The following is a 20,293-nucleotide window of genomic DNA, read 5'->3' as shown; positions in this document are numbered from 1 at the left end:
ATACCGCAAAGAAAAACAGTGTGAAGTAAAGCAGGTAATAGTGAATATTCCAGGCGATACGGTATCTCTTCCAGGTACTGAACGTGACCAGCACAAAGAACATCAATAACTCATATCCGTAAAATATCCATTCATTTCTTGCATCGCCGGCAAAGATGAATGGGAATAAATACGCACCGACCCCGATTAAACATAGAATGAGCTGAGAGCCATGTCTATGCGAAACCCACAGTCCTGTTGAAATGATTGCCAATAACAATAAGTTCGTTACGATACCTGGGATGAAACCGTACAAAATATTGGCAGAGAAAAGGGTAATGATAGCCAGGACAATACTGCCCGATAACAGGGTGATGCCAAGCTTCCGCTGATCTTTGATGTATCTTTCGCCGAGAAAGAACATCAGGATACTGACGACTGCCCCGGTCAATACCCTGAATCCCGGCGCCAGCCACCCGTTTTGCGATGCAGCCATGAACCCCCATACACTCCCGATCAGCAGCACAAACAGGAACACTTTCGGCAGCCAGCGCTCCACAGAGAAATCAAAGGCTTCTTTTGGTATTTGTTCAACCGATTGATCCGTCGGTTGTTCTGTCTGTGAAACGACCTGCGGCTTCTTGGCTTGCGGCTTTTCTTGATGAACGTCCGGGGGCACATCATTCGATGCGTGCTTTGCCTTCATTAGCTGGATTTTCACGGAATTCAATTCTCTTTCCAGTGAATCGATGCGCTTTTCCAGCCTTTCAAACTCTTCCCTTTCCATATTCCCACCTCCTTACTGTTATTTATACAGTACCACTTGATTATTTTCCTTTCTTTTTCAGATATTTTTCGAGTTTGTTTTTATGGGTGATCGTTTTTAGATCGGCTTTGGTTGATTTTGAACACACAGGAAATTAAAAAGCGTGATTGCGAATTATACCAGCGTGGGTGTTTGGAGTATTTTATGGGCCGCGAATTAATGGACGAGATCCAGGATATAGAGGCGAGCTGCCGAACACACGACAAAATTCGGCATTATAACAGCCCCTGACAAGAATAGCATCTTATCATACATACAAAAATGTACCCTGCAGGCAGACTATTGTCTACTCTACAGGGTACATTTTAATCAGCAAGCAGCTCTTTGACATTAAGCCAACCGCTTAAAATTCTGTCCTAATATTTCATTCATCGTGTGAACCGTGATAAACGCACGGTTATCAATTTGCGTGATGAATCCTCTCAATTTAGAAAAATCTTTACGGCCGAGAATCGTCGTGATCACTTCTTTCTCATCAGAAGTGAAGGCCCCTTTTGCAGTGTGAATCGTTGCACCTTTACCAAGTTCGTGAACGATGAACGATTTGATTTCATCGCTGTATTTGCTGATAATCACGATTTCCTTGTTTGAATTGAATTGCTGCAGGGTATAGTCGATTACGAGCCCATTCAAAATAACACCGAAAAACGCGTACATACCAACCTGAGGGCCAAACAGAATGGCAGATGATAGTGCAATGGACAGATCGGCCAGCAAGACTCCCCTGCCAACTTCTATATTGAAAAATTTATTAAAAATCAATGCAAGGATATCAGTTCCGCCTGTTGATGCCTGCTGATGGAACACGATTGCCATGCCGGTTGCGGCGATACATTGACCAATGATCAGCTGAATCAGAATGTCGTCACTTAGCGGCTGACTCATCGGCGCTACAATTTCCAGGAGCCATACATAGAATGATAGTGCAAAGCTTGCATAGATTGTTTTTGCGCCGAAATTGAATCCAAGAAAAATAACGCCGACAATAAACAACAGGATATTAATGATTATCATGAACAGCCCGAGTGACAATCCCGGAAACAAGTCGTTCATGATAATCGACAATCCACTGACTCCCCCTGTCGCTAACTTATTAGGCGATAAGAAAAAGTGCACATTGACTGAAACAAGGAATGCACCCAGATTCATCATTAAGAAGGAAAATATTCTTTGTCGCATCACCGCAACCTCCTTTATTTTTAAAATATATTGGTTTTCCGTAAATAATGGAACAACGGGATTATAAAGCCCACGAACACCCTTTGTAAAGGGAATACGGACAAAAAAATAAGGTTTAATAATTGTGACAATTGCAAAGGTTTGCATATGCTTTCCCTATAGGGTGCAGCTTTTATTTCATACATGGGTTCCATTCCACACTGGACGCTCGGCTTCTCATAACAGCATTATTAAAAATAACCGAAAAAAGACCCTCTTCCCAAGAAGAGAGCCCATTTTTCAATCTATATGGTGTTTTGATATACATGCTTTTTGACATGCATCTGCGGAATGGCGATCCCGATTAGAATGAGGATCATCCCCGCCATCTGCACAGCAGTAACATGCTCGTGCAGAATCATCATCGCCGACACAATGGCTGCAGGCAATTCTGCAGCACCGAGAATTGTCGTGATGCTCGAATCAAGATGAGGCGAACCGATCGCCAGAAATACGACCGGAAAGATCGTTCCAACGATTGCCACCACCAATCCGAATTCACCCATCTCAATCAACCTCCCAGGCTCTCTTATAAAAGAAGGCTGAAACGCCAAAAACACAACCAATAATCCCCCAGCCGTGATCAGCAGACTCTTTTGGATAGTCGGTACTTCTCTTGCTACTTTTCCGCTCAGGAATAGAAAGAGGGCAAATGTGAAAGCTGCAGCTAATCCATACAGGATCCCGGCGATATTCTCAAACCAGCTGAAACTGCCAGCTGAAACCACTCCCCCGGCAAGCAGCGTCCCCATCCAAAGGAACACAACTGATACAAGTTTTTTGTTGGATGGCCATTTCTTCAAGTAGATGGCTTCAATTAAAAGCCCGATCCATGTAAATTGAAACAGCATGACTACGGCAATCGTCGCTGGTACCATGCTCAAGCTCATACCATAAAAGACCCCCGTCATGGCCAGCAATAGCCCGATTCCAAGCAGAGAGAACACCTGCATCAGCGACACCTTCACTTTTTTTGTAAAAAGAAAAGCCGCCAGAAGCATCAGCAGACCGAACAAATACTGAATGCCGGTTACCTCCGTGACTGTATAACCTTCCGCAAAACCAAGCTTCACCATGGAAGCATGGATGCCATAGCTGCTTGCACCTGTAAGTACACATAATGATGCGTTAATCGGTTTCATCCCGCTCCCTCCTTTTCTTCTATGTCTCAAGCAAGTATAATACCGCAGAGATTATTTCGGCAATAGAAATATTGACCCAGGAAAAAGAATGCCCTTCCTGTACTGCTTTAAAGCAGTGTGGAAAGGCATTCTTCCTTTTTATCGATTATCAATTTTCTCCGGATACAAATCATGATTCATCAAACGATGGTCTGCCATCGTTTCGTATTTCGTACCTGGCTTCCCGTAATTGCAATATGGGTCAATGGAGATTCCGCCGCGCGGAGTGAATTTGCCCCATACTTCAATGTAGCGGGGATCCATCAGCTCAATCAGATCATTCATGATTATATTCATGCAATCCTCATGGAAATCACCATGGTTACGGAAACTGAACAGATACAGCTTCAATGATTTACTTTCGACCATTTTTTGATCGGGGACGTAGCTGATATAAATGGCAGCGAAATCCGGCTGTCCCGTTTTGGGGCAAAGGCTGGTAAACTCAGGGCAGTTGAACTTTACGAAGTAATCGCGGTTCGGATGCTTGTTATCGAAGGCTTCAAGAATCTCCGGTGCATATTCGAACAAGTAGTTTGTTCCTTGATTTCCCAGCAAGGTAATATCTGTTAATTCTTCATCTTTTCTTCCTGACATATAAAAATCCTCCCTTTACTAGTACCCAGAAATCAAAGGAGGACATAGCATTAGCCTATGATATACGGAAACAATCAGTAATTTTGCAATTACTGTCATCGACTGTTACGCTTAATGGATGATGGTTTAAGAGATTTGTCCAGCCATCCCTTTCATAGAGGAACATAGTTTTTTTATAGAGGGTTAATGCTATGAACCTCTCTTAATAAATGTGAGCGTCAGATGATAGTACAGTCGTTATCATAAATAAGAATGAAGAGAAAGTCAACATTCAATCGGGAGCCGTTCCTTGAAGGTTATTCACTTTATATGTGGAAACTATTACATAGCTGCCTTTCCTTATTTTTTATAGGGGGTTTTTTAATGAAACAGCTTGTCCCCGATTTTACCAAGGCTATATTGAAGGGTGACGTGCACTCTGTAACGGAACTTTATACATCGTCGATTCAGTATGAAGCGGATTCGCTTACTTTTTATGAATCGGTTGTTAAACCCTCGATGTACCGTATTGGTGATCTTTGGGAAAAAAATCAAATCACGGTGGCAGATGAGCATTTGGCAACTGCGACCCTTAAATATTTACTTGCCCGTGTGTATACGCCGTACGAAGTGTCTGAACGCCATCCGAAAGGACTTTTGTTCTGCATCGAAGGTGAACAGCACAGTTTGGGACTGGAACTTGCGAACGAGATTTTTAAAGAACAACGTTGGAATACCCGGTACCTTGGAGCAAATGTTCCTGTAAAGGATGCAGTGACATTCGTCAGAGCTTGGAAGCCGCAGGTCGTTGCGATTTCGATCGGGATGACGACTGGTATGTCCCAGCTTAAGGAATGTCTGAATCAAATGGAAGAAGTGCATCCCGGAATCAGGATCATGGTTGGCGGCAGATTAATATCCCAATACAACCTGGACTTCTTGAATAGGGAGTCGATCACAACATTTCATGATTTAAAAGAGTTACACGATTATCTAGAAGAAAATGCGTCACAATTCCTTGCTCTTATCGAGGAAAAAATATCAAACTAACGTGTTCTGCCACCATTTTCCAGCTGTTACAAGGCAATGGTGTCCGTTAACCTTCAACAAGGAGGGATACTGTGGAAAACCTGGATTACTGCCCGATCCCCTATCTTGTATTAGATAGGAACCTGAATGTCCTGGATGCATCTGAATCAGGATATTCAATTGTGCAGCGGGGAGAGAGTTTCTTTTCGATTCTTGAAGAAGAAAGTTCTCCGAAGTTCGCACGCGTCATCAACAAAGAGTTATCCGGCAAGATGGAAGTGAACCTGAAGAAAGGGTCTTCCTTTGAACTTGTTGATTTATTCTATCAATTCTCAGACATTCAGCAGCGGTTTCATATGGCCGTCATTTCAAAAGACAACGAGTACCTGAAAGTTTCCCGGCAGATGAACGGTCTGTTCAACCGCCTGGGGGAATCAAATATCATAAGAAAAGACACCAATCACAGAGAAGTATTGGCCAGTGTCTCTTCCCTCTATATGAAACTCTCCAATACAAGTGAGTGGAATAGGGAAGAAGTCATGGATAAGGTGAAAGAAATTGAAATTCTCCTGATGAAGAATGTACAATAGAATAGTACATCCTATAAGAGTGGGGAGAATCGAATATGACTTTACTTGGAAATTTACTTGAGTACAATCAGAAATTTGTAGAAGAAAAATCTTATGAAGAGTATAGAACGACGAAGTTCCCGGATAAGCGCATCGTCATCTTGACGTGTATGGATACCCGTTTGGTCGAGCTTCTTCCTAAATCGATGAATATGAGAAACGGTGACGTTAAAATCGTCAAAAATGCAGGAGCTGTAGTCGCCCATCCATATGGAAGCATCATGCGCAGCCTCTTGGTGGCAGTATATGAGCTTCAAGCGGATGAAGTATTGGTGATCGGCCACCATGATTGCGGCATGAGCGCAATCAACAGCGAGCAGATCATCGGGAAAATGAAAGACCGCGGCATTGACGAAGATACCTTCAATACCCTGAATTATTCGGGAATTGATCTTCACGAATGGCTGAAAGGCTTTAGTTCCGTACAGGAAAGCGTTGCCCACAGTGTGGAAATGATCAAACATCATCCGCTCATGGATCAGAACATCCCTGTACACGGTTTAGTCATTTCGCCTGAAACAGGAAAACTTGACCTGGTTGTCGACGGGTATGAATGAATAAAAAGACGTGACCTTTAGTAACCGAAGGTCACGTCTTTTTTTGCCGGTTGGAAAATCCATGCAACTCCCTCAAGATCGGCATCTTCTCCATTTCGTCCTCGCTGACGTGGGCCCACTCGATTCCTTCAGGCTTATCGTACGGTGTATGTGTCTTCACTCCGCCTTTTTCTGTGAAGATCCAGTCAACCGCCAGGTCATAGGAATTCCTGGGAATATCGTCTTCCACGAGCTGTTCACTGTTGATTGTCGTGATGACGGGAACGGGTGGGTTGCCTATTTCACGAAGGATCGCATATTCCCTGTCGGCATAACCCTCTCCCTTTCCAAGTCTTCTTCCATCACTGTGAATCGCTACCGATCCCACGACAATCAGATCGATTGGAGGAATTTCTGTAAGGGGCACCACTTTTCCGTATGAGTTCATGTGCTTGATGCTCGCTGCTTTTCGTTCTTCCCCTCCAGGAACCCACTCAGGTTTAATCATTACAAACCCATCCTTCAACCGCGGGGTCGGAATGAGGAGGATCTTCTTATCCTTCAGTACAGCCGTTCTGAGAGGCAGCTGCGGTGCGTCCGGATTTACTTTGATGACTTTCGCTTCTTTATAAAAATCCATTTCCTGCACATGTTTTGCTGCCGCTTCCGCTCCTTTGACATTCGGAATCCTGTTGATCAGCGGAAATGGAAAACGTCCCAGTTTCTTTTCTGTCAGGGCATTCCATACTTTATGCCTGATTTCATCCTTTGTTTTCATTGGTATCCTCCTCATGACTCATTATACAAAATTCCGCTATCATTCTTACCCTTTTAATGGAAAAGTAAAACCGCACAATATCTGTGCGGTTTCATTTGTCGTCTGCATGCTTTTTCATTTTTTTCAATAAAACCTGTGAATCGTCCGCGGCAATAAATTCACCGTCCACCAGTGCATAAGGAGACAGCTTGCATTCCTTGCATCTGCTCTGGCATTCATATTCCTTATATGTGATGTTCTTCTTACGCAAAAATTGATCATAGCCGGCCATATTCTCTTCTGTTAAAAAGCGGTCAAGGTTCTTTTCGCAAAATTCGATTGTGACATTCTTTCGTTTCGAGAAAAGCTGATTGATAAATTTCATTGGTCAGTCACCCTACTTATCATTCTCCTATTGCGTCGGAAAAGACCGCTGGATGTACCGGTCAAGGATCAGGTTGCCAAAAGGAATGAACGCTACCGCGAGGGCACTGATCACCCATACGAAGGACCACCTGATTTTAAATGTCGTATAACCGATAACCAGTACATAGACAACGAAAAAGAAACCGTGCAGTGAGCCGACAACCGTAACGGCTTCAGCGAACCCAGCCATATACTTAAGCGGCATGGCAATGAATAACAGGACCAATAAAGATGCCCCTTCTATAAATCCGCTCAACCGGAAACGCCCAATAGCTGTTTTAAGCATAAATGAATACCTCTCTCTTCCAATCTGTTTGAATACGTCCATTATACCATTGAAAGGACGAGACATATATCAGTAAGCATCAAATAAAATCAATTCTGCGTGTTCCGCCGCTGCACATTCAATGGCATTTCCTTCAATGTATAAAAGTCTTACAGGAAAGACCATTACTGGACAGAGTTCATATCCACTTCATTCTCGATGCACATTTTTCTTTACCACATTTAAAACGGGTCTGCAGTTTCATATAGTGATAGAATATCATTGCATCTCTCCCCTCTCTTGTGTTGAAGTCCACATACGGCTTCAGCTGAGAAAGGAATTCCCGGTCACATTGACAGTCGGGACCGTATCTTTTATAGCACAGATCGTGCTCCATGCATGCCGCGTCCACTTCGTTTATTGGCTCACCCGGTCCGCTGCATCCGGGACCGCACCATTTGTATTCAGGAAAAATGCAAAACCCGGGTCTGGATCTCTTTCTCATATTCTCCCTCCTTCCTTTCTTTGAACACACCCATTACGTTTTATTTCTTACATAAAGGGAAATACATTCAGTGTATGAAACAGAATTGATGACTATATTGTATGCATGTCTACCCGGTAAGGTTATCCAGTCGCCCTGCCAACAAGACTGCACATAAGGAGGAATGAATTATGGCAACATTTCAACTGAAAGATACTATACCTGATTTCACACTCCCGACAGTCGCCGGGGAGAAATTTTCATTCAAAGAGCACCAGGAAAAACATAAGAGCTGGCATCTCATCGTTTTCTTCAGGGGAGCCTGGTGTCCGGTATGCCAGGAAGAACTACGCGAATTTCAAGCCAACAAAGAGAAATTCGAAGAGCAGGATGTCCATTTACTGGCCATTGCGAATGATGAACTCGAAGATTTGCAGGAATACGCAAATCAAGAAAACATCACATTCCCGATCATGGCAGACAAAGAGCTGAAAGCCATAAAAGACTTTGATGTCTATTATCACGGGGAGGATGCCCCGTATGAAGACCACGGAAAGCACAGCGAGCCTGCCTACTTCCTCGTGAATGAAAAAGGCGAATTGATGTATCAGCAGCAGCAGACAGGTCCATTCGGACGCCCGCACCCGGAGGAACTGCTCAGACTCGTAAAATATATTAAGAAAAACATAAAATAAATTTCTTACCAAAAGCCGGTTTGATAAGATTCAAACCGGCTTATTCACATGGATGCGAATCCTTTGCCGCCACTTGCATCTTTGTGATAAATTTCTATTAATACCAGCTATTCAAAAGGAGGAACCATCATGCTCCCACAAACACAGAAACAAATTCAACTGATTTCACGACCCGAGGGAATGCCAACTGATAATGATTTCCTTTATAAAGAAATCAACGTTCCACAGCCTGCAGGAGGCGAGGTTCTCATCAAAACATTATTCCTTTCCGTCGATCCGTACATGCGTGGAAGAATGACAGATGCCAAATCCTATGTAGAGCCTTTCACTTTAAACGAAGCCTTATCCGGAGGTGTGGTAGGGGAAGTTGTGGAATCAAAATCTGAACATTTCACGAAAGGCGACTTCATTGTGGGTATGCTTCCATGGCAGGAATACTCGCTTGCGAATGAGAAAGAAGTCCGTATCATCAACCCTGACGCTGCACCACTCTCCACTCATCTAAGTGTCCTTGGATTAACGGGGCTGACAGCATACTTCGGTCTTCTCGATATCGGCCAGCCGAAAGACGGAGAAACCGTTGTAGTATCGGGAGCTGCCGGAGCGGTTGGTTCGGTCGTCGGCCAGATCGCCAAAATCAAAGGAGCACGTGTCATCGGGATTGCAGGTTCCGATCAAAAAGTCCAATATCTGAAAGACACCCTGAAATTTGATGAAGCCATCAACTATAAAACAACCGACAATCTGTATGCATCCTTAAAGGAAGCATGTCCAGACGGAATTGATGTCTATTTCGAAAACGTCGGGGGTGAAATCGGCGATGCTGCCATCAGTCTGCTGAACAAACATGGACGGGTTCCAGTTTGCGGTGCGATTTCCTCCTACAATAAAACAGACAGGGACCTGGGACCCCGTGTCCAAACAAACCTGATCAAATCGAGCGCACTCATGAAAGGCTTTGTTGTCAACGACTACAGCGACCGCTTCAAAGAGGGAGCGACCCAGCTTGGTCAGTGGCTTGCGGAAGGAAAACTGCAATATGAAGAAACCATCACTGAAGGCTTCGACAATGTGACAGACGCTTTCCTGGGACTGTTCAAAGGGCAGAACCTCGGTAAACAGCTTGTCAAAGTGGCAGAGCCGTCCACATAAATCGAAAGTAAGATGGACCAATAGTTTGCTATTGGTCCATCTTTTTTTACGGCACATTCTATGTTTTCTCATGTCTCTCGAAGGGAAATGAAAGGATAAGCAATCCATCAAGGAGGAATGAACGTGAGGAACTATCAGTTATATATCAATGGTGAATTTACAGATGGTTCATCCGAAGGTACCATCGACGTCATCAACCCGGCTACGGAAGAAATCATTTCCACCATCCGGAAAGCTGTGGAAGAGGATGTGAAGACAGCTGTAGATGCAGCCCACCAGGCTTTTCTTACTTGGGAAAAGGTCCCTTCTAAAGAAAGAGCCTCTTATTTATATAAAATTGCGGATAAACTGGAAGTAAATAGAGATCGTTTTGTCCGGATGCTGACAGAGGAAAACGGGAAGACCATTGAAGCATCAGAGGGAGAAATCGATCTTGCCATTGAGTACTTCCGCTACATGGCAGGCTGGGCGCTCAGATATGAGGGAGAGATCCTTGAAAGCGAACGCTCAAATGAGAACATCCTCTTGTACAAAAAACCTATCGGTGTCGTGGGAGGAATCGTTCCATGGAACTTCCCTATGTTCATCATGGCCAGAAAGCTTGCGCCCGCCATCGTAACAGGCTGCACGATCGTGTTGAAGCCCAGCCAGCATACCCCGAATACAGCGTGCGAGTTTGCAAAAATCATAGACGAAGTGGAACTCCCAAAAGGGGTCTTTAATCTTGTGACGGGGAAAGGCTCTGAAATCGGGGATCCTTTATCCGGCCATCCAAAAGTACGCATGGTCTCCATGACGGGCAGCTACCCGGCCGGTTCAAAGGTGATGGAAGCCGCTTCAAAATCCATCACCAAAGTAAACTTAGAGCTCGGCGGCAAAGCGCCTGCCATTGTGACAAAGCATGCGGACATTGAGCTTGCCATCGAAAAAATCAAAACCTCGAGAATCACAAATTCAGGACAGGCTTGTACGAATGCGGAAAGAGTGTACGTCCATGAAAGCGTGGCAGAAGAATTCATTAGTAAGATCACGGAAGCATTCAAGAATACGAGGGTGGGAGATCCCACTGACCGCGACAATGAATTAGGTCCGCTTGTGAATAAAGACCGCCTGGATACCGTCACTGACATGGTCAATAATGCCGTTCGGAACGGGGCCGAAATTCTCACAGGTGGAAAACCGCTCGACGCTGAACAAGGATTTTACTACGAGCCCACCATCCTCGTGAACGTCAAGCAGAACATGGAAATCGTTCAGGAAGAGATCTTCGGACCTGTCCTCCCGATCATGACGTATAAACACTTTGATGAAGTGATTGAGCTTGCCAACGATACGGAGTATGGCCTCTCCTCTTCCATCTTCAGTGAAAACCTGAACGAAATCATGCGTGCTGCCAATGAACTGCACTATGGTGAAACCTTCGTCAACCGGGAAAACTTCGAAGCCATCAACGGCTTCCACGCTGGTCGAGCCCAATCGGGCATCGGCGGGGCAGACGGCAAGCACGGTCTCAATGAATATTTGGAAACACACGTTGTGTACCTCGAGTATAAGGAGGATTATAGCGGATAACCCGCCTTATCCATTCGAAAGGGGCCCGTTTTTCATTGCTTAATCGCGGCAGGAGACGGGCCTCTATATGTTCAATTTCCTCCATATAAAAAAGCCCCATCATCAGACAGAACTTTTTAAACCGTTCGATTTAGTTAGGATACGATAAAGAAATTTGCCATGGCAATCAGGAGAAGGATAACGACGATACCGGAGCTCATCCACAGGATATCACTAAAGTCCATTTTCATTTCTGTTACTTTTTCATTTTTTAACATGCAAGCTCACTCCCTTTATGATTCTCTATGAATCCAATAACTTTAAACTCTGATCGATCAAATTTAGTATTGGTTGTTGCTGAGCAATGGGAACATGTTATCATTTTTACATTCATCTGAGTTCGAAACTTAGTTTCACAGTGACCGCATTCCAATATATGTAAATCCCTGTCATTCCCTTTGCGATCAAATTGAATGCGTTCTCTGCCTCGATTAATGTAGCTCAATTTATCTCTCTCCCGTCAAGTTTGATTTAGTACTTATATACCCGGCGAGCTGTCTGTAAAACACTTTTAATCTTTTTTTCTATAAATAATCAGTCTTTAAGCACATTTCACAGGGAGTTTGTCTTATAAACGGAAACTTTTTCATATAATAGTAGTCATTATGTTACAATTTTTAAAGTATACAGATAAGGGGGAATTTCATGAGCCTTCCAGCAGGATTTTGGATAAGGGTTGGAGCGAATATAATGGATTGGCTAATCATCAATCTTCCATTGATCATCATTGCCGGGCTGATAACAGGTGAATTTTCCGATGAAAATTACTTTGTTTCATTAATCACCTTTCTTTACGTACTGATCACTCCAGTTCTTTGGAAAGGGTATGTAGTAGGTAAACGGCTTGCCGGGATCAGGATTGTAAAAAAGGACGGCAGCAATGTTCATATCGGGAATATGCTGATGAGAAATATCGCAGCTGGAATCTTCTATGCTCTCACATTGGGAACCGGTCTCATCGTCAGCGCATTCATGGTCGGTCTACGCGAGGACAAACGGGCGATTCATGATTTTATCGCGGGAACGTATGTGACCCATTCAAAACCCGATTGAGCTGGAGACTGTCCGCTGATTTTATAATAACGACCAGCCAAACTTCATGGCTGGTCGTTTTTATATCATAATCTCTTTTCCATATAGTGCTGTCGTTCCCCCTTAGGGAAGTTCTCAAGTACCCCAAACTCACGATAGCCCAGCTTCTTGTAAAAATCCGGCGCCTGGAAGCTGAAAGTATCAAGGACTACCAGATAACAGCCTTTTCCCTTGGCGTAGTCTTCCATCCTTTCAATCAACTGGACACCATATCCTTCTTTTCGATATCTCTCATGAACCCAGAGATAATCTACATGAAGATGATGCCAGAATGTCTCGCCGACAATGCCTCCGACAATCTCATCCTTCTCATCCCTGACCACAAAGCTGACCTTCTCCAATGGAGTCTTCACATCTTCTTCAATGGATTTCATATTGTGCTCGATCAATTTTTTTCTTATGTAGTCACTGTCTGCCTGGACCCATTGCTGCGTGATTTTCATAACCCTTTTCCTCCTCCCCGTATTATCCCAGTTTACCAAAAATAAAACAAAATTACGTTTAATGGAGGTGAAACACGTTTATAGAATAATATAGGAAAAATTGCATTACTAAAGGAGGAGTACCATGTCTTTTCAAAAAACGATAGATAAGCTTGAAAACGTATTTTTACAGAAACCCGATAAACTATTGACAATCTATTTGAACACCGACCGCAGTGATCCTGATCAGCAGGGCGGAGAATGGAAAATCGCGCTTAAGAATGGGTTCAACCGCTTGGAGGAGTATTTAGAAAGTGCTCCTGAAGAACGCGAGAGACTACTGGCGATTCGCCCAAAAGTGGAAGACTATATCTTGAGTCAGGAAAGAGAGCTGCCGCGCAGCTTCATCATATTCGCTTCAGCCGACAGCGGCATCTGGGAGACATTCGAGGTACAAATTCCTGTGGAAACGAACTTCTATTGGGAAGAGAGACCAAATCTCGATCAGTTGAAATCACTGCATGACCAATACCCCTACACTGGACTCGTCCTCCTGCAGCAGAACCAGATCAAGATTCTCACCACTGCTTTCGGAGACCTTCAAACGAGTGAGTCCATGGTATTTGATCTGGACACGGAAGACTGGCGCCGAAACGAAGGGCCGCATCATGCTGATGTCAGCATGGGCAGCGGAGGAGGTAAAGCCAGCCAGCAGGATGAGTATGACGAACGGCTCAAAGCCAACCAGCAGCGCTGGTGGAAGAGCCTTGGAAGTATTCTTGATAAAAAAGCGGCCGATGAAAATTGGGAAAAAATCATTCTCGTCGGCGACAAAGAAGAAGCGGCGGTACTCTCTGAAAATATGAATAAAGACATTCACGATACGATTCAGAAGAATCTTTTAAATGAAAATGAGCATAAGGTGATCGAGAAGCTGCTTGCATAATCAAGACCCCCCGGCGCACTTATAAGCCCGGGGGATCTTTATGTACCGCCCTTCATGATTCTTACAAGCACCACCTGCCCACCCCTGCATACTCTATAAGCAGGAGGTGTGTGCCGTGCTTTCACGTATAAAATGGTTGTCCTTTTCAATTGAATTATTTCTCGCGGTCCCGGTGTTTGGAAATATTGCTGGTGACGCAATTCCGTTTCTCCTTTGTTTAGTGGCGGTCTGGCATGCCGGCGTATTGATTGTTTCACGGTCAGAAGACCAGCCGATTCTCGGAAGTGTCCTCGGAATCATTGCTTCCTTCCTGAACTTCTTCCCTGTGATCCGGTTGATTGCTCATGCGATTACTGCAATTGTACTCATCTTTGAAATCCAGAAGGCTCCCGGGATGGAATAGAGACCTGTTTCGGCCTTTAAACCGACGACAACCGGGAAAAGGATGCTTCGTCCCCCTGAAGCATCCTTCTTATTACATCCCTTGTATTTCAAAAGTACCATGCTTACCGTGACCATTTTTCAGCGTTCATTACCTCGTTTAAAATTCCCCGTAATCTTCGCCATGACCAATTGCAATTCCTTTTCATTTTCTGCAGCATTCACTCTCTTCAAAAAGATATCGGCTTCCTTTCCTTTCAGGATCTTTACCTGCTTGCTTTCATAATCAATAAATACCGTATTCGTTTTCGTAACTCGATACCTAAAAGGAGCCGCATCCAATCGATTTCTTTTATCGATGTTTCCCATACTCACAATCCCTTCTGAAATCCGCTCTATACATATTGTTCAACATTTTTAGAACTTTCCCTTTAATCGGGATGTACGTATGATCAAGTAATTCGCATCACGCGCGTTTCGTTCATTGAGATCGTATTTGTTTCATAGCCAGCTAAAATTATATTTTTAAGGAAATTTCGCTAATGATCGGGAAGTGAACGGATTAGATATACAGGAGTTTCGTGTTAACCAACAAAAAAACCCAAAAGCATCAGCTCCCGGGTCATCATTTCACCAAATGATGTTTAAATGCGTAGATTACAGCCTGCGTCCGGTCCTGTACGCCAAGCTTGGAAAGAATGTTACTTACATGGGTCTTCACCGTCTTCAGGGCGATGAACAGTTCATCAGCGATTTCCTGATTGGTCTTCCCCTGAGTCATGAGGAGGAGGATTTCGAGTTCACGGTTGGTCAGTTCTTCATGCGGCTCGGTAACGGTACGCTGCCTCATGCGTGTCATCATTTTGCCTGTGACTTCAGGTTCCAGGATTGATTGGCCGTGGTATGTTTTGCGAACGGCATCAGCGATCTCGCTCGCCTTTGAGGTTTTCAGCATGTAGCTGACAGCCCCCGCTTCGAGTGCCGGGTATACCTTGTCGTCATCCAGAAAGCTTGTGACGATGATGATTTTCGCTTCCGGCCACTCTTCGATGATCGCCTTCGTCGCCTGGATACCGTCCATTTCTTTCATCACAAGGTCCATCAGAATGATATCCGGACGCAGCTCAAGTGCAAGCTTCGCACCTTCTTTTCCGTCTGACGCCTCACCGACCACTTCGATATCGGATTGTGCTGACAAGTATGAGGAGACACCGATCCGGACCATTTCGTGATCATCTACAAATACGACTTTAATCATTTTCTTCACCTTCATTCTCTACAACCGGCACCTTCACCTCAAGGCGGGTGCCTTTATTGGGGATACTGATAATCTTGCAAGTGCCGCCGATTTCGATGGCTCTTTCCCTCATATTCTGGAGTCCGTATGAACTCGTCGCCTTCGATTCGTTGACATCGAATCCCTGACCATCGTCCACTACACGCAAAATAATGATGGATTCCCTTTTGATCAGCAGCACTTCAAGTGAGGAAGCTTTGGCATGTCTCAGTGTGTTCGAAACAGATTCCTGAAGAATTCTGAACAGATGGTCTTCAATCCCTTTATCGAGCTCCATGTCTTCAATTTTCCATTGAATTTCAAGTGGAACCTTTTGTGATAATTCGACCAGAAGCTCCTTCATCCCTTCCTGAAGATTCTTCCCTTTTAGCGCAACCGGACGCAGATGGAGAAGAAGTGCCCTCATTTCAAGTTGTGACTGGTGGATCATCTGCTCTACCATCTTGAGTTGTTTCTCTTCCTGCGGTGTCCTTGACGATGATGGGGTCTCGGCGATGGCTGACATGAGCATGGACGCGGCGAACAGCTGCTGGCTGACAGAATCGTGAAGCTCCCTGGCTAGACGGTTGCGCTCCTCGGAAACGATTTCCTGTATCCGCTTTTCCATTTCTTCCGCTTTTTCATTTGCGAGCTTTTGTGAATACCTTGCCTGATCTGCCAGATGTTTCCCTAATGCGTCAACCTTTTTCCAAATGTGCTGAAGCTCTGTAATCGATGTTTCTGAAGGTATGAACGTCCTGCCCTGTTCCACATGCAGGAGGGCATCTTCAATTTCACGGAGCTGCTTTTTATGGACCCACCCGGACCGCAGACCGAAGACAAGTCCAATAAGCATACTGACGAGAAGAATGAATCCGATTCCAGGTATATCCATTACTTCAACTTCCCATAACAATGACCAGTCTTCGAGAGGATAGAGATAGAAGAATGACAGGGCTGCCGCAATTAAAATACTTAGTGAAAAGAGTAAACCGGCTGCAATCTGCTTCCCGACTGTACTCATATTCTCTTCACCTCTAAATCCCCAATCCAGAGGGATGTAACGATTTTCACCCGCTGGACGGCTGACTCGTAGCCTGGTGTTTGATAATAGAGGGATTGGTTGATCGCTTTTGGCTCCACACTTTCAAAAATCTCGATGGAACCGGCAAGCACAGAATGATGGACACTCACTTCCATATCGTACGGGACGAGGATCTCGACATTACCAAGAATATTCCTGATTGATACAACGGACGTCCCTTTAGGAAGGACCGTGTTGCCGATATCAATGACCGAATCACCGATGATTCCCTGTATGTTTATATCATCCCATTCGAATACGTCTTCCGGTGTCCGCTTTGTCCCGAACCATTCATTTTGAAGGGCTGACTTTTTCATGATCAGCGGTTCCTCTGATTGAGTGAACGTTTCCTTGATGGAAGGCGCTATATACTTAGGATGTTTTTTCGAATCGGCAAAGCGAACGATTATAAAAATTAAGATGGCAAACAACAAAAATTTGAAGGCCACTGTATTGAATATATTGATCCCCAGACTGATCAGTCCGAACCATAACAGAATCTTACCCGATTTCTTATGGATATTCTTTCGCCCGAAATAAATGGCGAATGCCGCAATTGAAAGAAAGAATAGAACCCCCCCGTCATAGAAAGAGACTTCCAATAGGATAAGTAATGTTCCGATCAAGATGATCCAGCTGATTCCGTCTGAGCGCAGTCGATTAAACAAGGGGGTTCCTCCTTTCATGTGTTATGTATCATCCGTATTCCCCTGACAGTACGAAAGAGGGTGAACCCTGGCCTCCGGGCTCACCTTTTTACTGTTATTAGAATACCATGTTTCAGGAAGTTATGGCTTCTGTTTCCTCTTTTTTCGTTTCTTTTTCTAATTTCGCAATTTTTGCGTCGATTGTGTTGCGGTAGTAAGAAGAATTGACGCCGTGCTCAAGTTGATCTAAGTACGTTTCAATTTCGTCAAATTTAGAGAAAGAAGCATTGTTGTAACCTGATGAAGATTCTAGGACGCTGTTCATTTTGTTATGCGCGCGTGCGATGTTTTCTCTTCCCATCAATTCCATTCGCTTGATATACATATCTTTCAGTTTATGCTTCATTTCTTCGTACTTTCTTTCCAAGTCGGAAAGTTCTTTCGATGCTCTTACCTTCAGGTCAGCAATACGTTCTGCACGCTCTTCATAGTATTTTTGTTCCTGAACGGCGAATTCATACAGTTCTGCTTCGTTAGCCTTCGACGCCACTTCCGCCTGGTATTGTCTCTTTTCAGCAAGTTTTGCTGCCTGTTGGTATTCTTTCGTGAATTCTTCTTTCAATAGATATTGTCTTTCCACTAGCTTCCTTACTTTTTCCACTTCCTGTTCACACTGTCTTAAATAGTGGTTCAGTACGGCGATCGGATTTTTCTTCTCTTTCTTATCTAATGCTTCGTGCAGGTCGGACATGACTGTATCTTTGATTCTTTGCAATAAGTTTGCCATTTCATTTCTCTCCTTCTATTTTCTTTTAGTTTTTCAATTGAGACCATTCTTTTTCAAAATTGGTGAATGGGTCATTGGATTTTTCTTCGACGATGATTTCGTCTTTCTTCCAGTTCTTATAGATGACGTAAATAATGTAAAGTGCCACTAAGCCGATGATCGCCGGGAAGTTGGAGATGGTGGCACTGAACGCCGCCAGACCGATCAAAGCCCAGATGATCTTTTTAAACGTGGAATCCGTTCTGATGAACTGTTTGAAACTGTAGTACATGATCAATACCGATAACGCAAGCCCTACAATCGGACCTAAATTGGCAATCAGCACGATTGCCGCGATCCCTCCCGCTAAAAGCAATCCGAATTTTTTCATTTGTTGTTGCCTCCTTTCTTCTTCATGTCTCTATCCTACCTATTTTCCTGTTTTTCCATAACGAACCCCCGCTTTATTTTCAACTAAGACCTGAGGCTTACAAAGGATAGGACTGAACAAGAAAAGCGCAGGGGCTTTGAATAGAGCCGGGTGGCATAAGGCGAAACGGCCACGAAGGCGTTCTTTGCCTTCTTGGTCGGTTTGACTTATGACATGGGGCTCTATGCCCCGGAGCTGGACAAGTAGAAAAGCGCAGGCGCCTCGATCAGCCCCGACAAGCGTTGGAGGGCCGGCCGGTGAAGTCGCTCTTTGACTTCACCTGTCGGACCGAAACGTCTCGAGGGGCTAGGCGCTGGAGCTGGACAAGTAGAAAAGCGGAGGGGCTTTGAATAGAGACGGGTGGTATAAGGCGAATCGGCCACGAAGGCGTTCTTTGCCTTCTTGGTCGGTTTGACTTATGACATGGGGCTCTAAGCCCCGGAGCTGGACAATTCTCGAGGTTTAAAAAAAGCCCGTCCCTCAATGCTTAAAGCACTGCTGGACGGGCCTTCGATTTAATTTGTCAGTTCCAGGAATTCGTCTGCGTCTGCTATACAGAGCTTGATGCCTTTTTCCCAGAAGGCTTCCTTGGTGATGTCTTCACCGAGGTGTTTCAGGGCAAGGTCTTCGACGTTCATGATGGCTGTGTCGCGAAGAAGGGCCATGTATTTTTCTTCATAGTTCTCACCGGACTCAAGTGCCTTCGCATAAATACTTAAGGAGAACAAGTAGCCAAAGGTGTACGGGAAGTTATAGAAAGGCACCCCCGTGATGTAAAAGTGAAGCTTGGATGCCCAGAAACGGGGATGGACTTCCCCAATCGAATCTGCAAATGCTTCTTTCTGTGCTTCCACCATCAGGTCATTCAGCTTATCGGCTGATACGATTCCTTTGCTGCGTTCTTCATAGAAACGGGTTTCGAACAGGAAGCGCGCATGGATGTTCATGAAGAATGCCACACTGCGCTGCAATTTATCTTCTACCAGAGCGATTTTTTCTTCCTTCGTCTTCGCTTCTTTCACCGCTGCATCCGCAACAATCATTTCTGCGAAGGTGGATGCCGTTTCCGCCACGTTCATGGCGTAATTGCGATTGAGTGTGTGCACTGGACGGAGTGCGAATGAGTGGAACGCATGACCTAATTCGTGAGCTAGTGTCGATACATTGGACATGCTGCCTGAATACGTCATGAAAATTCGCGACTCGTCACTCATCGGAAATGATGTGCAGAATCCTCCCGGACGTTTGCCGGCACGATCTTCTGCCTCGATCCATCTGCCTTCGAAAGCAAGCCGTGCAAACCCTGCCATTTCATCCCCAAAACGGGAGAATTGTTTTAAAATGAAGCGGGCTCCCTCGTCGTAAGACATGGTGCTTGTCGACTCGGCAACAGGTGCATCCTGGTCGTACCAATCAAGCTTGTCTTTTCCTAATAATTTTGCTTTCCGTTTAAGATAGTTCACAAATGGTGCTTTATTTTTCGAAATGGCCCCCCACATCGCATCGAGTGTTTCCTGCTTCATGCGGTTGTATTCCAGGGGCTCTTTCATGATGTCTTCCCAGCCGCGTTTTTTATAAACTGCCAATCGGAAGCCGCCCAAATGATTGAGGGTTTTGGCAAATAACTCTTCATTTTGTTTCCAGGCGTTTTCTAATTGCTCGAAAACTTCTTTGCGTATATTCTTATCAGGGCTCGATAGCAGATTGTTCGCCTGTCCTACTGAAAGTTTCCTGCCATCATGGGAAATCTCCATGGAGCCTACGATTGTGTCATACATCTGCCCCCAGCCATGATAGCCGTCCACTGCGAGTGCACCGATCATCGATTCTTCCGTGCTTGATAGTTTGTCTTTCGCCTTTTTTCTCCATTCATCCAACACAAACG

At 44.6% G+C, this 20,293-nt stretch carries 26 protein-coding genes; 9 read left to right on the top strand and 17 right to left on the bottom strand.

What is annotated here, in order from left to right:
* The 4 genes from HP456_RS07010 to queF form a co-directional block, all read right to left on the bottom strand.
* Positions 1-766, bottom strand: a 766-nt coding sequence (locus tag HP456_RS07010; RefSeq protein ID WP_172249441.1) for a DUF2339 domain-containing protein, incomplete at its 3' end; no start/stop codon positions are given.
* A gap of 369 nt (positions 767-1,135) precedes the next feature.
* On the bottom strand, positions 1,136-1,984 hold the full coding sequence (locus HP456_RS07005; protein ID WP_172249440.1) for a YitT family protein: 849 nt from the start codon (positions 1,982-1,984) through the stop codon (positions 1,136-1,138).
* Between the two features lie 284 nt (positions 1,985-2,268).
* Complete coding sequence (locus tag HP456_RS07000) at positions 2,269-3,165, bottom strand: EamA family transporter (protein WP_172249439.1); 897 nt, start codon at positions 3,163-3,165, stop codon at positions 2,269-2,271.
* 138 nt (positions 3,166-3,303) lie between these two features.
* On the bottom strand, positions 3,304-3,801 hold the full coding sequence (queF, locus tag HP456_RS06995; protein WP_172249438.1) for a preQ(1) synthase: 498 nt from the start codon (positions 3,799-3,801) through the stop codon (positions 3,304-3,306).
* Positions 3,802-4,164: 363 nt separating this feature from the next.
* On the opposite strand from queF, the gene HP456_RS06990 reads away from it, so the two are divergent.
* The 3 genes from HP456_RS06990 (at position 4,165) to HP456_RS06980 (ending at position 5,995) form a co-directional block, all read left to right on the top strand.
* Positions 4,165-4,830, top strand: coding sequence for a cobalamin B12-binding domain-containing protein (locus HP456_RS06990; protein ID WP_172249437.1), 666 nt, complete (start codon positions 4,165-4,167; stop codon positions 4,828-4,830).
* Between the two features lie 71 nt (positions 4,831-4,901).
* Complete coding sequence (locus HP456_RS06985) at positions 4,902-5,399, top strand: hypothetical protein (RefSeq protein ID WP_172249436.1); 498 nt, start codon at positions 4,902-4,904, stop codon at positions 5,397-5,399.
* A 35-nt stretch (positions 5,400-5,434) separates the two neighbouring features.
* Positions 5,435-5,995 (top strand): beta-class carbonic anhydrase, encoded by a 561-nt coding sequence (locus HP456_RS06980; protein ID WP_172249435.1) that lies wholly within the window; start codon positions 5,435-5,437, stop codon positions 5,993-5,995.
* A gap of 31 nt (positions 5,996-6,026) precedes the next feature.
* Here HP456_RS06980 and HP456_RS06975 read toward each other — a convergent pair whose 3' ends face one another.
* The 4 genes from HP456_RS06975 to HP456_RS06960 all read right to left on the bottom strand — a co-directional run bounded on the left by HP456_RS06975 (position 6,027) and on the right by HP456_RS06960 (position 7,927).
* Positions 6,027-6,752 carry a 5-formyltetrahydrofolate cyclo-ligase gene (locus HP456_RS06975; protein WP_172249434.1) on the bottom strand — a complete coding sequence of 242 codons (726 nt, stop codon included), beginning with the start codon at positions 6,750-6,752 and terminating at the stop codon, positions 6,027-6,029.
* Positions 6,753-6,843: 91 nt separating this feature from the next.
* Positions 6,844-7,116, bottom strand: coding sequence for a DUF1450 domain-containing protein (locus tag HP456_RS06970; RefSeq protein ID WP_172249433.1), 273 nt, complete (start codon positions 7,114-7,116; stop codon positions 6,844-6,846).
* Between the two features lie 27 nt (positions 7,117-7,143).
* Entirely contained in the window at positions 7,144-7,443 is a 300-nt protein-coding gene (locus HP456_RS06965; protein ID WP_172249432.1) for a DUF3817 domain-containing protein, read from the bottom strand.
* 178 nt (positions 7,444-7,621) lie between these two features.
* A complete protein-coding gene (locus tag HP456_RS06960; RefSeq protein WP_172249431.1) occupies positions 7,622-7,927 on the bottom strand; it encodes a phospholipase in 306 nt (101 codons plus the stop codon).
* 170 nt (positions 7,928-8,097) lie between these two features.
* Here HP456_RS06960 and HP456_RS06955 point away from each other — a divergent pair, with 170 nt between their 5' ends.
* From HP456_RS06955 to aldA, 3 genes are all read left to right on the top strand, one after another.
* A complete protein-coding gene (locus HP456_RS06955; RefSeq protein WP_172249430.1) occupies positions 8,098-8,601 on the top strand; it encodes a peroxiredoxin family protein in 504 nt (167 codons plus the stop codon).
* 129 nt (positions 8,602-8,730) lie between these two features.
* On the top strand, positions 8,731-9,753 hold the full coding sequence (locus tag HP456_RS06950) for an NADP-dependent oxidoreductase (protein WP_172249429.1): 1,023 nt from the start codon (positions 8,731-8,733) through the stop codon (positions 9,751-9,753).
* Positions 9,754-9,870: 117 nt separating this feature from the next.
* The gene (aldA, locus tag HP456_RS06945) at positions 9,871-11,325 is read left to right on the top strand and encodes an aldehyde dehydrogenase (RefSeq protein WP_216663196.1); all 1,455 of its coding nucleotides are present in this window, start codon (positions 9,871-9,873) and stop codon (positions 11,323-11,325) included.
* A gap of 134 nt (positions 11,326-11,459) precedes the next feature.
* Here aldA and HP456_RS25310 read toward each other — a convergent pair whose 3' ends face one another.
* Complete coding sequence (locus tag HP456_RS25310; protein WP_281357976.1) at positions 11,460-11,582, bottom strand: hypothetical protein; 123 nt, start codon at positions 11,580-11,582, stop codon at positions 11,460-11,462.
* Positions 11,583-12,009: 427 nt separating this feature from the next.
* On the opposite strand from HP456_RS25310, the gene HP456_RS06940 reads away from it, so the two are divergent.
* Positions 12,010-12,417: an RDD family protein gene (locus HP456_RS06940; RefSeq protein ID WP_172249427.1), complete on the top strand. Its 408-nt coding sequence runs from the start codon at positions 12,010-12,012 to the stop codon at positions 12,415-12,417.
* A gap of 65 nt (positions 12,418-12,482) precedes the next feature.
* Here the strand turns inward: HP456_RS06940 and HP456_RS06935 are convergent, their stop codons facing one another.
* Positions 12,483-12,899 carry a GNAT family N-acetyltransferase gene (locus tag HP456_RS06935; protein WP_172249426.1) on the bottom strand — a complete coding sequence of 139 codons (417 nt, stop codon included), beginning with the start codon at positions 12,897-12,899 and terminating at the stop codon, positions 12,483-12,485.
* A gap of 124 nt (positions 12,900-13,023) precedes the next feature.
* On the opposite strand from HP456_RS06935, the gene HP456_RS06930 reads away from it, so the two are divergent.
* Positions 13,024-13,824: a VLRF1 family aeRF1-type release factor gene (locus HP456_RS06930; RefSeq protein ID WP_172249425.1), complete on the top strand. Its 801-nt coding sequence runs from the start codon at positions 13,024-13,026 to the stop codon at positions 13,822-13,824.
* Between the two features lie 115 nt (positions 13,825-13,939).
* The gene (locus HP456_RS06925) at positions 13,940-14,227 is read left to right on the top strand and encodes a hypothetical protein (RefSeq protein ID WP_172249424.1); all 288 of its coding nucleotides are present in this window, start codon (positions 13,940-13,942) and stop codon (positions 14,225-14,227) included.
* A gap of 119 nt (positions 14,228-14,346) precedes the next feature.
* On the opposite strand, the gene HP456_RS06920 is transcribed toward HP456_RS06925, so the two are convergent.
* The 7 genes from HP456_RS06920 to HP456_RS06890 all read right to left on the bottom strand — a co-directional run.
* On the bottom strand, positions 14,347-14,574 hold the full coding sequence (locus tag HP456_RS06920; protein WP_172249423.1) for a hypothetical protein: 228 nt from the start codon (positions 14,572-14,574) through the stop codon (positions 14,347-14,349).
* 256 nt (positions 14,575-14,830) lie between these two features.
* Positions 14,831-15,463: a response regulator gene (locus tag HP456_RS06915; protein ID WP_172249422.1), complete on the bottom strand. Its 633-nt coding sequence runs from the start codon at positions 15,461-15,463 to the stop codon at positions 14,831-14,833.
* Positions 15,456-16,505 carry a sensor histidine kinase gene (locus HP456_RS06910; RefSeq protein WP_172249421.1) on the bottom strand — a complete coding sequence of 350 codons (1,050 nt, stop codon included), beginning with the start codon at positions 16,503-16,505 and terminating at the stop codon, positions 15,456-15,458. Before HP456_RS06910 ends, HP456_RS06915 begins: the two co-directional genes overlap by 8 nt.
* Positions 16,502-17,233: a cell wall-active antibiotics response protein LiaF gene (gene liaF / locus HP456_RS06905; RefSeq protein ID WP_172249420.1), complete on the bottom strand. Its 732-nt coding sequence runs from the start codon at positions 17,231-17,233 to the stop codon at positions 16,502-16,504. The genes HP456_RS06910 and liaF overlap by 4 nt, the downstream gene beginning before the upstream one ends.
* 112 nt (positions 17,234-17,345) lie before the next feature.
* Positions 17,346-17,999 (bottom strand): PspA/IM30 family protein, encoded by a 654-nt coding sequence (locus HP456_RS06900; protein ID WP_172249419.1) that lies wholly within the window; start codon positions 17,997-17,999, stop codon positions 17,346-17,348.
* A gap of 25 nt (positions 18,000-18,024) precedes the next feature.
* Complete coding sequence (locus tag HP456_RS06895; protein WP_172249418.1) at positions 18,025-18,369, bottom strand: lmo0954 family membrane protein; 345 nt, start codon at positions 18,367-18,369, stop codon at positions 18,025-18,027.
* Positions 18,370-18,923: 554 nt separating this feature from the next.
* On the bottom strand, positions 18,924-20,293 hold a 1,370-nt coding region (locus HP456_RS06890; RefSeq protein ID WP_172249416.1), incomplete at its 5' end, for a M3 family oligoendopeptidase.

The organism is Bacillus haikouensis (assembly GCF_013179555.1).
Lineage (GTDB): Bacteria > Bacillota > Bacilli > Bacillales > Bacillaceae_B > Rossellomorea > Rossellomorea haikouensis_A.
The sequence above is the reverse complement of the archived record's forward strand: the minus strand, read 5'-3'. Positions and strand labels throughout refer to the sequence as shown.